The 14369-nt window shown below is 60.0% G+C and carries 10 protein-coding genes; 8 read left to right on the forward strand and 2 right to left on the reverse strand.

Going from position 1 to position 14369, the window contains the following annotated elements; translation table 11 throughout:
• Nucleotides 1-41: 41 nt before the first annotated feature.
• The 7 genes from hslO (at nucleotide 42) to rsd (ending at nucleotide 8817) form a co-directional block, all read left to right on the forward strand.
• Nucleotides 42-917 (forward strand): Hsp33 family molecular chaperone HslO, encoded by an 876-nt coding sequence (gene hslO, locus MHM37_RS10015; protein WP_139526989.1) that lies wholly within the window; start codon nucleotides 42-44, stop codon nucleotides 915-917.
• 308 nt (nucleotides 918-1225) lie between these two features.
• On the forward strand, nucleotides 1226-2782 hold the full coding sequence (locus MHM37_RS10020) for a phosphoenolpyruvate carboxykinase (RefSeq protein ID WP_219861278.1): 1557 nt from the start codon (nucleotides 1226-1228) through the stop codon (nucleotides 2780-2782).
• Nucleotides 2783-2920: 138 nt separating this feature from the next.
• Nucleotides 2921-3418, forward strand: a complete 498-nt coding sequence (msrB, locus tag MHM37_RS10025) for a peptide-methionine (R)-S-oxide reductase MsrB (RefSeq protein ID WP_153842746.1) — start codon at nucleotides 2921-2923, stop codon at nucleotides 3416-3418.
• A 108-nt stretch (nucleotides 3419-3526) separates the two neighbouring features.
• Complete coding sequence (locus MHM37_RS10030; RefSeq protein ID WP_239296542.1) at nucleotides 3527-5881, forward strand: Tex family protein; 2355 nt, start codon at nucleotides 3527-3529, stop codon at nucleotides 5879-5881.
• A 142-nt stretch (nucleotides 5882-6023) separates the two neighbouring features.
• Nucleotides 6024-7661, forward strand: a complete 1638-nt coding sequence (gshA, locus tag MHM37_RS10035; protein WP_219861274.1) for a glutamate--cysteine ligase — start codon at nucleotides 6024-6026, stop codon at nucleotides 7659-7661.
• Nucleotides 7661-8161, forward strand: a complete 501-nt coding sequence (locus MHM37_RS10040; protein WP_219861272.1) for a disulfide bond formation protein B — start codon at nucleotides 7661-7663, stop codon at nucleotides 8159-8161. Before gshA ends, MHM37_RS10040 begins: the two co-directional genes overlap by 1 nt.
• 167 nt (nucleotides 8162-8328) lie before the next feature.
• Nucleotides 8329-8817 (forward strand): sigma D regulator, encoded by a 489-nt coding sequence (rsd, locus tag MHM37_RS10045; protein WP_139526997.1) that lies wholly within the window; start codon nucleotides 8329-8331, stop codon nucleotides 8815-8817.
• Between the two features lie 59 nt (nucleotides 8818-8876).
• Here the strand turns inward: rsd and MHM37_RS10050 are convergent, their stop codons facing one another.
• Nucleotides 8877-11945, reverse strand: coding sequence for an efflux RND transporter permease subunit (locus MHM37_RS10050; protein WP_219861270.1), 3069 nt, complete (start codon nucleotides 11943-11945; stop codon nucleotides 8877-8879).
• Nucleotides 11929-13020, reverse strand: coding sequence for an efflux RND transporter periplasmic adaptor subunit (locus MHM37_RS10055; protein WP_219861268.1), 1092 nt, complete (start codon nucleotides 13018-13020; stop codon nucleotides 11929-11931). Before MHM37_RS10055 ends, MHM37_RS10050 begins: the two co-directional genes overlap by 17 nt.
• Nucleotides 13021-13245: 225 nt before the next feature.
• Between MHM37_RS10055 and MHM37_RS10060 the strand changes: the two genes are divergently transcribed.
• Nucleotides 13246-14220, forward strand: coding sequence for a malate dehydrogenase (locus tag MHM37_RS10060; protein WP_016913321.1), 975 nt, complete (start codon nucleotides 13246-13248; stop codon nucleotides 14218-14220).
• The last annotated feature ends 149 nt before the right edge of the window (nucleotides 14221-14369 follow it).

Raw genomic sequence — 14369 nt, forward strand, 5'->3', positions numbered from 1 at the left:
TCCCAGCGCTCTCTTTTGACTCTCTCTTTCATGGTCTCGTTATGTCCGATCAAATCCAACGTTTTCTGTTCGACCAAACCAACGTGCGTGGCGAAATCGTCACGCTCGGTACCGCCTATCAGGAGGTACTCGACCGACACGCCTACCCACCGGCAGTGAACCAACTGCTGGGTGAGCTCCTGGCGGCGGTGGCGCTACTGACCGATACCGTCAAGCTCGATGGCACGCTCAGTATCGAAGTGCGTGGCCAAGGGGCGCTCGCTCTGCTCATGGCGGAATCCAACCCAGGTGGCGAGCTGCGAGCGATCGCGCGCATTGCCGAAGACGCCGCGCTGCCCAGCGAGCACGCCAGCTTCCGCGAGCTGGTCGGGGAGGGGCAAATCGTGATTACCCTAGACCCGCGAGAGGGCCACCGCTATCAAGGGATCGTCGCGCTGGACCACGACACGTTGGGTGGCTGCCTGGAAGCCTACTTTGGCCAATCCGAGCAGTTGCCGACCCGGCTTTGGCTCGCAGCCGATGGTGAGCGGGCAGGCGGCCTGCTGCTTCAGCGCCTGCCGGATGCGTCGCAAAATCAAGACGTCGACGCCTGGGAGCGCAGCGTGTACCTGGCCGACACCATCAAGTCAGAGGAGCTGCTGGGTCTGGAGCAGCGTGACGTGCTCTACCGTCTTTACCATGAAGAAACCGTACGGGTCTTCGATCCCAAAACGCTCCGCTTTGGCTGCACCTGCTCGCGGGAGCGCATGAGCCACGCGCTCTATACATTAGGAAAGGACGAACTGCGCGATATATTGCACGAGCAAGGCGCCATCGACACTCAATGCCATTTTTGTCACACGAAATATCACTACACCGCCGCCGATATTGAAATTTTATTGGAAGACCCAGGTGCGCCGCCGCCGGTGATTCACTAATTGTGTAGTCGGCGCTGGCTGGGCATGTTGTTTGGCCTATCGTCTAGACCTCCCAGGTGGTCCCGTCTAGCGCCAGGCGGGCAAACGGTTGTTTGAAAAGTTACTGCGCTGCAACACAAAATGTAGTGGTATTGTAGTAGTTTAACTACAAGATATTTGCTCGAAGCCCCCGTTTCCCGGGGGTTTTCTTTTTGCCATAATGCGCCGGACTTCAGCGCACCTAGTCAGCTGTGACCACCCTGCCAGCGGCTAGGATGATTTCTCAAGGCGTCGGCGACGCCCGGTAAATTAGAGACCCAGGAATCGACATGACCACGACTCAAGCCGCCCCCCAAGCCCACGTCAATCTCAGCAGCGCCGAACTGATCGAGCGCGCCGTGGCCCGTGGTGAAGGCCGCCTGTCCGCCAATGGTGCCCTGGTAGTCAATACAGGACTACGCACTGGGCGTTCACCGAAAGATCGTTATATTGTCGATGAGCCGACCACCCGCGATAGCATCGACTGGGGCAGCGTCAACCGTCCCTTCGACGCCGACAAGTTTTCCGCCTTGTGGGCACGGGTCGAAGAGCACCTGGAGAGTCGTGATCACTTCGTCGCCGAGCTTCACGTTGGCAGCGATGCCACGCACTACCTGCCAGTACGCGTCACGACGGAAACCGCTTGGCAGAACCTGTTTGGCCGTACCATGTTCGTGCGCCCTCAGGCCTACAACCAAGCTGCGAAAGACGAATGGACGATCCTTAACGCTGCCGGTTTCGATTGCGACCCGAACCGTGACGGCACGAATTCCGATGGTTGTGTCATCATCAATTTCGCCGAGCGCAAAGTATTGATTGCGGGTATGCGCTATGCAGGCGAAATGAAGAAAGCCATGTTCTCCGTCCAAAACTTCCTGCTGCCAGCGTCCGACGTGCTGCCGATGCACTGCTCGGCCAACGTCGGTGAAGATGGCGAGACCTGCCTGTTCTTCGGCCTCTCGGGTACCGGCAAAACCACCCTGTCTGCCGACCAGGCGCGCTTCTTGATCGGTGACGACGAGCACGCCTGGGGCGACGGTATCGTCTTCAACATGGAAGGCGGCTGCTACGCCAAGTGCATCGACCTGTCCGAGAAGAACGAGCCGGTCATCTGGAACGCGATCAAGTTCGGCACCGTGCTGGAAAACGTCGTCCTCGACGACCGTCGCGAGCCGGATTACGCCGACGACAGCCTGACCCAGAACTCCCGTGCGGCTTACCCGCTGGAGCACGTCGAGAAGCGCGTGGCGGAAAACCTGGCAGGTGAGCCGAACGCCATTGTCTTCCTGACCTGCGACATGTCGGGCGTGCTGCCACCCGTCTCCATATTGTCCAAAGAAGCGGCGGCTTACCACTTCCTGTCGGGCTACACCGCTAAGGTCGGCTCTACCGAAATGGGTTCGTCCGAAGGTCTGGCGGCGACGTTCTCCACCTGCTTCGGTGCACCGTTCTTCCCGCGTCCGGCCCGTGAATACGCGGACCTGCTGATCAAGCGCGTCGAGAAAAAAGACGCTCAGGTCTACTTGGTCAACACCGGCTGGACCGGCGGTGCCTACGGTGAAGGCGGCTCGCGCTTCTCCATTCCGACCACCCGCGCGATCATCAGCGCCATTCAGTCGGGCATTCTGCGTGACGTAGAGACCAAACACATCGACGGCCTGAACCTAGATGTACCGGTCGCCGTGCCGGGCGTCGACTCCAGCCTGCTCGATCCGCGTGACACCTGGGCAGACCGCGACGCCTACGACCGCCACCTGCAGGAGCTGGCCACAAAGTTCGTCGATAACTTCAAGAAATTCGAAGGCGTCAACGACGCGATCATTCAAGCAGGCCCGCAGCTGACGTGATTTTTTACGTCTCGCGAACAGTTGCCGAACGTAAGGGCAACTAAGTAGTCAGAAAGGGACGGTGCGTAGGCACCGTCCCTTTTTCTTATCTGCTTGTTTCTCTTTGCTATTCGACCGTTGTCGATGGGAGTCACGCCAATGAAACGTCGCCACTTCCTAGGACTGGCAGGGTTGACCGGTTTGGCCGGTGTATTGCCGGGAGTCTCGTTCGGTTTTCCCCGTCTCGATCTCGAAGCCGCCCCGGATTTGGATACGCTGGAGCTGAGTGAAGAGCAGTGGCGGGAGCGCCTCTCTGACGACGCCTTTTATGTACTGCGCGAAGAGGGCACCGAAGCGGCGTTTTCGAGCCCCCTGGATGAACAGTACGGTGAGGGCGAGTACCGGTGTGCAGGCTGCGATTTGCTGCTCTTCACCAGCGCCATGAAGTACGACTCGGGCACCGGTTGGCCGAGTTTCTTCGACCATGTCGAAGGTCACTTGCTGACCAAACTGGATTTCAAGTTGGTCTGGCCGCGCACCGAGTACCACTGCGCCCGCTGCGGCGGTCACCAGGGGCACGTGTTCGAAGATGGCCCCGAGCCAACCGGCCTGCGCTGGTGCAACAACGGCGTGGCGCTGCGCTTCGTGCCTGCCTAGCGGTATCGGGTGTCGGCCACGCAGCCCATGCGACCCAAGCCATGCCACCCTAGGTGGTTTGTGGTACCTTGTCGGCACCTCGAATGCTGCATGAGTTAGTTGCACGTTATGGATGTCAAACAACGCATTACTGCACGCTTGGCCGAAGAGCTAAGCGTCCGGCCGGAACAGGTCGCCGCCACGGTAGAGCTTCTGGATGGGGGCGCTACCGTGCCTTTCATTGCCCGTTACCGTAAAGAAGTCACTGGCGCGCTGGACGATACGCAGCTTCGCCAATTGGACGAACGCCTGCGTTACCTGCGCGAGCTGGAAGAGCGTCGTGAGGCGGTATTAGCCGCCATCGATGAGCAGGGCAAACTGGATGCGAGCCTTAAAGCGACCATTCAAGCCGCCGATACCAAGCAGCGTTTGGAAGATTTATACCTTCCCTTCAAGAAAAAGCGCCGCACCAAAGCGCAAATTGCCCGTGAGGCGGGGTTGGAGCCCCTGGCCGACGCGCTGCTGGCGAATCCAGCGCTCGAGCCCGAAAGCGAAGCCGCCCACTACCTGCGTGAAGCCGAGGGGGATATCCCCGCCATCGACGATGCCAAAGCGGCGCTGGATGGCGCCAAGCAGATTCTGATGGAGCGCTTTGCCGAAGACCCGGAGCTCATTGGTCAACTGCGCGAGCGGCTATGGCAAGAGGGCGAGCTGAGTGCGCGCGTGCTGGAGGGCAAACAGCAGGAGGGCGCGAAGTTCTCCGACTACTTCGAGCACGACGAAAAGCTGGCGAAAGTGCCTTCGCACCGGGCGCTGGCCATGTTCCGCGGCCGCAACGAAGGCATCTTGAGCCTGGCGATCCGCTTGCCGGGCGAAGACGACGCGCCCATCCATCCCGCCCAGGTAGCGATTGCCAAGCAGGTGGGCATTAGCGATGAGGGGCGTGCAGCGGATAAGTGGTTGAATGAAGTGGTGCGCTGGACCTGGCGTGTGAAGCTTTATACCGCGCTGGAAACCGAGTTGCTGGGCCGCCTGCGCGAGCAGGCCGAACAGACCGCCATCGACGTGTTTGCCGCCAATTTGAAGGATCTGCTGCTCGCCGCACCGGCCGGACAGAAAGTGACCCTGGCGCTCGACCCCGGCCTACGTACCGGCTGTAAAGTAGCGGTGGTCGATGCCACCGGCCAGTTCGTCGACCAAGCCACCATTTATCCCCATGCGCCGCAAAACCGCTGGGACGAGGCGCTCAGCGTGCTCGCCAAGTTGGTCAAGCAGCATGGCGTGGAATTGATTGCCGTGGGTAACGGCACCGCCAGCCGGGAAACCGACAAGCTCGCGGGCGAGCTGGTAAAAGCGCTGGCCCCAGCCCATCGGCTGAGCAAGGTAATGGTATCCGAGGCGGGCGCATCGGTGTATTCGGCATCCGAGTACGCCGCGCGCGAACTGCCGGACCTCGACGTGACCATTCGCGGCGCTGTCTCGATTGCCCGCCGCTTGCAAGACCCCTTGGCCGAGCTGGTGAAGATCGAACCGAAATCCATCGGCGTTGGCCAATATCAGCACGACGTTTCTCAAGTGCAGCTCTCGCGCAGCCTGGAAGCGGTCATCGAAGACTGCGTGAACGCTGTGGGCGTGGATCTCAATACCGCCTCCAGCGCGCTGTTATCGCGTGTGGCAGGCCTCAGCGCGGCGATCGCCGACAATATCGTGGCGCAGCGTAACATTCAGGGGGCGTTCAAGAGCCGTAAAGAGCTACTTGAAGTGAGCCGCCTGGGCCCGAAAACCTTCGAGCAGTGCGCAGGCTTCTTGCGTATCAGCAACGCCGAGAACCCGCTGGACGCCAGTGCGGTTCACCCCGAGGCCTACACGCTGGTGGAGCGCATTGCCAAGCAGAACAGCCGCGACGTGAAAGGGCTGATTGGCGACAGCGCCACTCTGAAAGCGCTCAAGCCCGCCGACTTCGCCGATGAGCGCTTTGGTGTGCCTACCGTAAGCGATATTCTCAAAGAGCTGGATAAGCCCGGTCGCGACCCGCGCCCGGAGTTCAAGGCCGCTGAATTCCGTGAGGGCGTCGAAACCCTCAACGATTTGAAGCTGGGCATGGTGTTGGAAGGCACCGTCACTAACGTGACCCACTTTGGGGCCTTCGTGGATATTGGCGTTCACCAAGACGGCTTGGTGCATATTTCGGCGCTGTCCGACCGCTTCATCGATGACCCGCGCAGCATCGTCAAGGCGGGGGATATCGTCACGGTGAAAGTGATGAGCGTGGACATTCCGCGTAAACGGGTTGGGCTATCCATGCGCTTGGATGACGAACCGGAACAGCCCGAGGTGTCGGGCAGTCCGGCCTCGCCAGCGCCGCGCAAGCCTGCCCGAAGCCAGCGCCAAGGTGGCAAGCGTCCAGCGAGACAGCAAGATGAAGCCCCTGCCGCCATGGGGGCGCTCGGTGCTGCGCTGCTCAAAGCCAAGCGGGGCAAATAGTCGCGTGTCTTGAATATTTCACCATTGCCGCCATATCCTGCTGTCTATTCTCGATTAGAAAGCAGGGTAATGGTTATGGCGATGCCAGCTGATCTCAACGAGGCCTGCGCGATGCAGACCTTACTAACAAGGAGTGTTCACCTTGTCTGAACCACTCACTGTGCCACCCTCGCTCACCGCCCAGGTAGAGCGGCTGCTGCCGAGCGCGCGGTTAGGGCGTTTGGGTCGCCTGCGTCGCGGATTGGAAAAAGAGGGTTTGCGGGTCGATGCCCATGGACATATCGCCCAAACGCCTCATCCGCACGCGCTTGGATCGAAACTGACGCACCCGCATATCACCACCGATTACTCCGAAGCGCTGCTGGAGTACATCACCCCGGTCTACTCCGAGCCGAAGGAGGCACTGGCCTTCTTATCTGATCTGCACACATTTACCTATCATCATCTAGACAGCGAGTGGATCTGGCCGGGCAGCATGCCAGCACGTCTTTCTGGCAACGACAGCGTACCCATTGCTGATTACGGTCGCTCCAATGTGGGCACCATGAAGCACGTTTACCGCAAAGGGTTGGACGTGCGTTACGGGCGTATCATGCAGGCCATTGCAGGCGTGCATTACAACGTGTCGTTGCCAGAGGATATGTGGCACGCCCTACGGGAAATGGAAAAAGCCACCAATATTCCCTTCAATGATTACCGCTCGACCCGATATTTCGGGATGATTCGCCACTTCCGTCGCCATAGCTGGCTACTGCTCTATCTGTTTGGCGCCTCGCCGGCCATCGACAAGAGCTTTCTGCCGAATGGCCACGTGCCGGATAAACTTCAGTTGCTGAGCGACGACACGTATTACGCGCCTTATGCGACCACACTGCGCATGTCGGATCTTGGTTACCAGAACAAGGTGCAGGCGCAGCTCAAAATCTGTTTCAACTCGCTATCGAACTACGTCAATACGCTGCGTCATGCCATTTCCACTCCCTGGCCCGACTACGAAGCACTCGGCGTGAAAAACGGCGACGAGTGGCGGCAGCTCAATGCCAATATCCTGCAGATCGAAAACGAGTACTACAGTGATATTCGGCCCAAGCGTGTTGCCAAACAGAACGAGACCCCCAGCCAAGCCCTGGAGGCGCGTGGCGTCGAGTACATCGAAGTGCGCTGCCTGGACCTCAACCCGTTCGACCCGCTGGGCGTCACCGAAACGCAGATGCGCTTCGTCGATACCTTCTTGATGTGGTGTCTACTTAGCGATAGCCCATGGATTTCCGACGAGGAGTGCGACCGTTTGGACGATAACCGTCGCTTAGTGGTAGAGCGTGGGCGCGATCCGGAGCTTCGTCTCACGCGGGATGGCGAGTCGGTCACACTGCCTGAGTGGGGCGAGCAAATCTTTGCGGAGATGGCCGATGTGGCGCGGCTGCTCGATGCGGTCGAAGAGGGCGAGCCCCACGCTGCTGCGCTCGACGAGTTGGCGCCACGCCTTCAGAATCCATCGCTAACACCGTCAGGGCAGATGCTGGCGCGTCTGCAGGAAAGCAATGGCTCACTGAGCGATACGCTGCTTGAAATGGCGCAGGCGCAAGCCGATAAGCTAAAAGCCACGCCCATGTTACGCTCGCGCGAAGCACTGCTGGCGCAGTTGATCGATACCTCGCATCAGCAGCAACGGGATATCGAAGAGGCCGACCAAGAGAGCTTCAGCGCGTTTCTTGAGAGCTATTTTGCCAAGGCGCGTGAGTCACGGGCGCTGTCCGCTTTACCCTCCGAGGATGCCTAATGACCCCTTCCGCTATTCGTCCGGCGGCACTTGCCGGTGTTGCCTTTTGCGTATTGATGATGGCCGTTGCCTTGAGCCTAGAGCACATTGCTGGCTTGGAGCCATGTCCGCTATGTATTTTTCAGCGCGTAGCGGTCATCGCGGCAGGCTTGGTGCTAGCCATGGCGGCCATCCATAACCCCAAAGGCGGTGTTGGCAAAGGCATCTACGGCGTATTGGGGCTGGCGGCCGTAGGCACTGGTGCCTTCATTGCTGGGCGGCATGTGTGGCTGCAGGGGCTGCCTGCCGATGAAGTGCCGAGCTGCGGCCCAGGGCTCGATTACATGATGGATATCCTGCCCATGCAGGACGTTGTCGCCATGGTGCTGACAGGGTCAGGCGAGTGCGCTGAGATCGACTTCATGCTGTTAGGGCTGTCACTGCCTGCCTGGACGCTGATCGGTTTTCTGGTGCTGGCCCTGGCGCCGCTGCGTATGCTGTGGCTAGCCATCAAGCGCTAGCATAGTCGTTAGGCAGCCGATCTATCGACGGCTGACTAACGCAAGCGTTGACTATCGAAGACGTACTCTCCAGTATCAAGGAAATCATTCCCGCCAGGATTGACAGAGGTAGAAGGAAAAGCGAGTCTAGCCCTGTTCAAGGCGGCTATCTGCAAGGAGAAAGCCCCATGCTCGAAGATTGCAAAAATGCCCTGGAGCGCTGGGGGGGCGTGCACAGCCTGATCGACCGCTGGCTGGATCAACGCCGAGCGCTGCTGGTGAGCTTCATTGAGCTAAAAGATGCCTGTGACGCGGAGCTGGAAGCCGTGAGCAAGGCGCGCATCGACACCTTTAGCGAGCTGCTGATGGACTACATCAGCGCGGGTCACTTCGAAGTGTATCCGCAGCTTGCGGAAGAAGCCAAAGCCTTCGACGACGATAGCGCGCTGCAAATCGCCGGTAAATTGCTCGAACGGCTAGAGATGTCCACGGCCATGGTGCTGGAGTTCGACGAGGACTTCGCCTCTTCAGTACGCTGCCAGCAAAACCTAGCGCGCCTCCCCGCCTGGATCGACCGCCTCGCCAAAGGCCTGACCGAGCGCTTTGCCCTGGAAGACCAGCTCATCGCCCGCTTGCACGCTGCCCACAGCCCCCAGCAGGCCAAATCCCCCGCCTAACATCTCATCATCAGGCAGCGCGCCCGCTGCCTGATGCACAATGCTTCACCACTCACCATTTATTTATCACGCCTTAACTTACCTCCTATCACTAGCATGCACGGGGTAAGCAGGAGGGTGAGGGCAGTGGCGAAGGTGAGGCCGCCGGCAATGGCGCTGGACATTTGTGTCCACCACTGGGCAGACGGCGCGTTGAAACCTAATGCCGGGGCAAACAAATTGACGTTGACGCCCAACACCATCGGCATCAACCCCAGTACGGTCGTAATCGCGGTGAGTAGCACCGGGCGCAGGCGTAAACAGCCTGCTTCCAAGGCCGCTTGAGCGGGGGGCATGCCCTCGGCGCGCAGCTCGTTATAGGTATCGATCAAGACGATATTGTTGTTCACCACGATACCCGCTAGCGCGATGACCCCCATACCCACCATCACGATGCCAAAGGCTTGGCCGGTGATCAGCAAGCCCATCAACACCCCGGCGGTCGAGAAAACGATCGCCGACAGCACCAGCGCGGCTTGGTAGTAGCTATTGAACTGCGTCACCAGAATCAGTGCCATCAAGCCAATCGCAACCAAGAAAGCGCTGACCAGAAACTGCATCGACTCCTGCTGATCCTCTTGCTCACCGGCGACGTTGACCATCAAACCGTCGGGCAGTTGGCCTTGGCCAGCGTCCAATAGCGCGCGCAGCCGCTCATCGGCTAAGAATCCTGGCGCTAAGTCGGCTTCGACCGTAATGGCGCGACGGCCATCGATGCGGTTGAGCGTACCCACCTTGGGCGCAGGAGTGATCTCGACGAAGTGGGAAATCGGAACCTGGCCCCGTGGGGTATTGATGGTCAAACGTTCGAGCTGGTTCAGCGTGCGCCAGTTCTCCGGTAGCCGCACGCGAATGTCCACCTCGTCGTTGACCATGGGCGGGCGGTAAGACGCCACTTGCAGGCCGGTCGTGAGTAGCTGCACGGCACTGCCAATCGTGGTGATGTCGGTCCCCATGCGTGCGGCCGCTTCGCGGTCCACATTCACCTGCCACTCCACGCCCGGCAGGCTGCGGTTATCCTGAATATCGGTGAAACCGCCCAGCTGGCGCATCATGGCCGTCAGTTGATCGACCCCCGCATCGGCCACCTCTGGGTCCGTCGCGCTGACTTCCAGCACGATGGGCTTACCGCCGCCGGGACCCATTTCCTGCTCTTGGAATTCCAGCGTAATGCCTGGGATGTCTTGGGTACGCTCGGCCATGTCCGCCAAAATGGTGCGCGCCGGGCGGCGCTGGTACCAGTCGATGAACTGAAACTGCAGCATGCCAATCACATCGCTGCCCATCTGCTGATCGGGCACGGCGTAAGAGCGCGCATAGAGCGCTTCCACTTCGCCCATGCCTTCCAAACGCTGCTCTACGCGCTGCAGGATGGCATCCGTCTCTTCCGCCGAGAAATCACCGCGAGCGCGAACCAGCACCTGGGCGCTGTCGGGTTCGACGTTAGGAAAGAAATCCACGCCATGATTGAAACGGGCATAGCCGGTGTAGAGCAGGGCGATGAGCAGTACCGCAAACAGCAGTACCCAGGCCGGATGCTGCAGCAGGCGGCCCAATAGGCGACGATAACCACGCCCGAGCGCCGTGCTTTCGTCTATCGGGCCGGAGCCGCTAGCGTGCGAAGTGCGGGTGAACAATCGGCCGAGCGTAGGCAGAAACACCAGCGCCATGGCCAGCGAGGCCAGCAAGCATAGAATCACCGTAGCCGGCAGGTACTTCATGAATTGGCCCACCACGCCCGGCCAAAACAGCAGCGGGATGAACACGGCGAGGGTCGTTGCCGTAGAGGCGATGACCGGCCAGCTCATGCGTGAGGCGGCATTGAGCCACGCTTGATGCGGCGCTTGGCCGTCGTGCAGATGCCGGTCGGCCAACTCGCTGACGACGATAGCCCCATCCACGAGCATGCCCGCGACCAAAATCAGTGCAAACAGCACCACGATGTTGAGCGTGAAGCCAAACGCCCACACCAGCAGAATGCCGGTCAAAAACGCCCCTGGAATCGTCAGCCCTACCAGCAGCGCCATCCGCCAGCCCATCACGGCCACCACCACGATCAGCACCAGCACCACGGCGGTCAATACGTTATTGAGCAGCTCCGAGAGCATGTTCTGCACGGTCACCGATTCATCGAGAATGGTGGTGACACGCAGCTGCTCCGGCAGCAGCTCCTCTGCTTGGGCAAAAGTGGCCCGCACCGCCTCGATGGTGGCAATGATATTGGCCCCGGCGCGTTTGGAAATTTCCAATACCACGGCAGGCTGGCCATCGATCCGGGCGAACCCTTCCGCCTCTTTGTAGGTCGGGTGAATCCAAGCCACATCGCCAAAGGTGACGACTTGGTCATCCTCGACCTTCACCGGCATGTTCATCACGTCGTTCAGCGACTCGATGATCCCAGGCACTTTTAGCGCTAGTCGCCCTGCACCGGTATCCAGGCTGCCCGCGGCCACCAAGCGGTTATTACGCGACACTTGATTGAACAGCGTATCGAAATCGACGCCGTAGCTCTCCAGCACCAATGGGTCGACGACGATTTCCAACAGGTCCTCCCGCTCCCCCGCGATGTCCACTTCGAGCACATCGGCAATGCCTTCGATCTCCTCTTTCAAGCGCCGGGCAATGGTCATGCGCTCGCGGGTATCCAGCTCACCGGAGAGGCCAATGCTCAGCACAGGAAACTCGGAGACATTCACCTCCATCACCCGAGGCTCTTCGGCTTCGTCGGGTAGGCTGCTGCGGGCAATATCGACACGCTCACGGACGTCGGCCAGCGCGGTATCGGGATCAAATCCGGGGTCGAACTCCAGCGTCACCGAACCGTGCCCTTCGCTGGACTGTGCGGTGAACTTACGCAGCCCCTCGATGCCACGAAGCTCTTGCTCCATGGGGCGCACCAAGAGACGCTCGCCATCTTCAGGGCTCACGCCCTCTAGGGCGAGCGACACATAGATGATCGGGATCGTCACGTCCGGGTTCGCCTCTTTGGGAATCATCTGCCAAGCGGTCGTCCCCGCTAGCAATAGCCCGACGAGCAGTAGAAGCGTAGTGCGTGTATGGGTGAGGGCGGCATTAATCAGTCGACGCATGACCACCTTCCTGGGCAGACACGGGCGTCACTGCGTCGCCGGGGCTCACCAACCCCGCGCCCAGTGTGATCAGCGTAACGGGGTTGGGGAGGCCGGTCACGTAGGCGCGTTCGGTGTCGGCGCTCACTAGCTCGACCGCCGTTTGCACCACGCGGTTTTCGTCATCGACATGTTTGATGGCTAACTGACCACGATCATCCAGACTAAACAGCGCGGGAGAGAGCGTGTGCACCTGTCGAGGGGGCAGGGTGATGGTGAACTCCGCGCTTCCCCCGGCCAAGCGTAAGCGTTCGGGGTTATCCAGGGCGACTTCGATATAGAAAGTGCGCGTCGCCTCCTCGGCGCTGCTGCTGATGTAGCTGACCTCGCCGGTGAGCGAGCCACCGTTGAGCAGGCGCGCCGTCACCGGCAAGCCAACGGCCAATTTGCCCACCTGCTGTTGCGATACCCACGCGGTGCCGGTCAAACGGCGATCATCGATCAAGCGCGCCCACTCTTCGCCAGGCTGGAGCAGGTCGCCAAGCTCCACCTGAACACGATCCAGCACGCCTTCGAACGGGGCCGTGGGGCGGGTGTCTTCGAGCTGCTTCTCCAACTGAGCCACCTGAGCCGCGCTGGCGCTGAGTGCGCTTTGCAGGCGCAGCAGTTCCGGTTGCGAGATCAGCTCACGGCGGCGCAGGTTTTGGGCACCGGCGTACTCAGCCTCGGCCAGTGCTAACTCGTCTCGGGCTTGCTGTAAACGCTCGGGCAGGGCGTCGTTATCCAGCACGAGTAGCGTTTCCCCCTGATCCACGCTCTCCCCTTGCTCGATAGGCTTTTCGGCCACGTAACCCGCGACGTTGGCACGCAGTACCGTCTCACGCTCGGCGGTGAGCTGGCCTTGCAGCACCTGCTGAGGAATATAGGGTGTGCTCTGTTGCCTGTTGACCTCCACACGGGGCAGGGCATCGGCCTCTTCCGCGTTGTTCTCTGGCGGAGACGATTGAAACTGCTGAAAATCGCCGACGGCCAACCAAACCACTAACGCCAGCACCAGCAGGCTTGCCAGCGCATAAGAAGGGGAAATTCGTCGCATGGGAAGTCACTGTTCCAAGGGAATGACAAATTAGATAGCGCGGTAAGGATGGTACCGCAGCCCGTCACACCATAGCGTAACTGGCCGTTTTCAGCGAGTATCAAGCCCGCGTGCAAATGGGTAGTCGTCTCATGTCTGATTGAGTTTTTGAGCATCTGGGCATAACATCGTGGCGCTATTCTTTACCAGGCGAACCTCCATTAGGCGAACCATCAAGGAGCAATGATGAAAGATCCAGTCCGTATTGCGATTACCGGCGGTGCCGGTCAAATCAGCTACTCTCTCATTTTCCGTATTGCCGCTGGCGACATGCTGGGGCCGGATCAGCCCGTCATTCTCCAGCTTCTCGAAATTCCTCAAGCGATGGACGCGCTGAACGGCGTCGTGATGGAAGTCAACGACTGTGCGTTCCCGCTGGTACAAGACATCGTCGCCACCGACGATCCGAACGTAGCGTTCAAAGATGCCGATTTCGCCCTGCTGGTAGGTGCACGTCCGCGTGGCCCGGGTATGGAGCGTAAAGATCTGCTGGAAGCCAACGCTGCGATCTTCTCCGTGCAGGGTAAAGCACTGAACGACCACGCCAGCCGTGACGTCAAAGTGTTGGTCGTCGGTAACCCGGCCAACACCAACGCGCTGATCGCTTCTTGCAACGCGCCGGATCTGGATGCAGGTCAGTTCACGGCCATGACGCGTCTGGACCACAACCGCGCGCTGACGCAGCTGGCTCAGAAAACCGGCAAGCACGTCACCGACGTCGAAAACATGATCATCTGGGGCAACCACAGCGCCACGCAGTATCCGGATCTGGCCCAGTGCAAAGTCGACGGCAAAGCCGCTTTCGATCTGGTCGAGCGCGACTGGTACGAAAACGACTTCATCCCGACCGTTCAGCAGCGCGGTGCCGCCATCATCAAAGCGCGCGGTGCGTCCTCTGCCGCGTCTGCCGCCTCTTCCGCCATCGACCATATGCGTGACTGGGCGCTGGGTTGCGACGGCATCGTCAGCATGGCGATTCCCTCCGACGGCAGCTACGGCATTGCCGAAGGCATCATCTACTCCTACCCGGTGCGTTGCCAGGGTGGCAAATATGAAATCGTCCAAGGCTTCGAACTGGACGCGTTCAGCAAAGAGAAGATGCAAGCCACCGAAAAAGAACTGCGTGAAGAGCGCGCCGCTGTCGAGCACCTGCTCGGCTAAACGCGCCGTTTGGCACCCGCCAACCGCATCCACCCCGCAAACCATGCTTGCGGGGTTTTTTATGTCCAGCGCAATGGATTTGGATGGAACGTTATGTCGCTTGCGGGATAGCTTCAGTGGATAAACCCGTAGCGCGGCGTAAGCGGAGT

The sequence above is a fragment of the Halomonas sp. MMH1-48 genome, from assembly GCF_022348105.1.
Lineage (GTDB): Bacteria > Pseudomonadota > Gammaproteobacteria > Pseudomonadales > Halomonadaceae > Vreelandella > Vreelandella piezotolerans.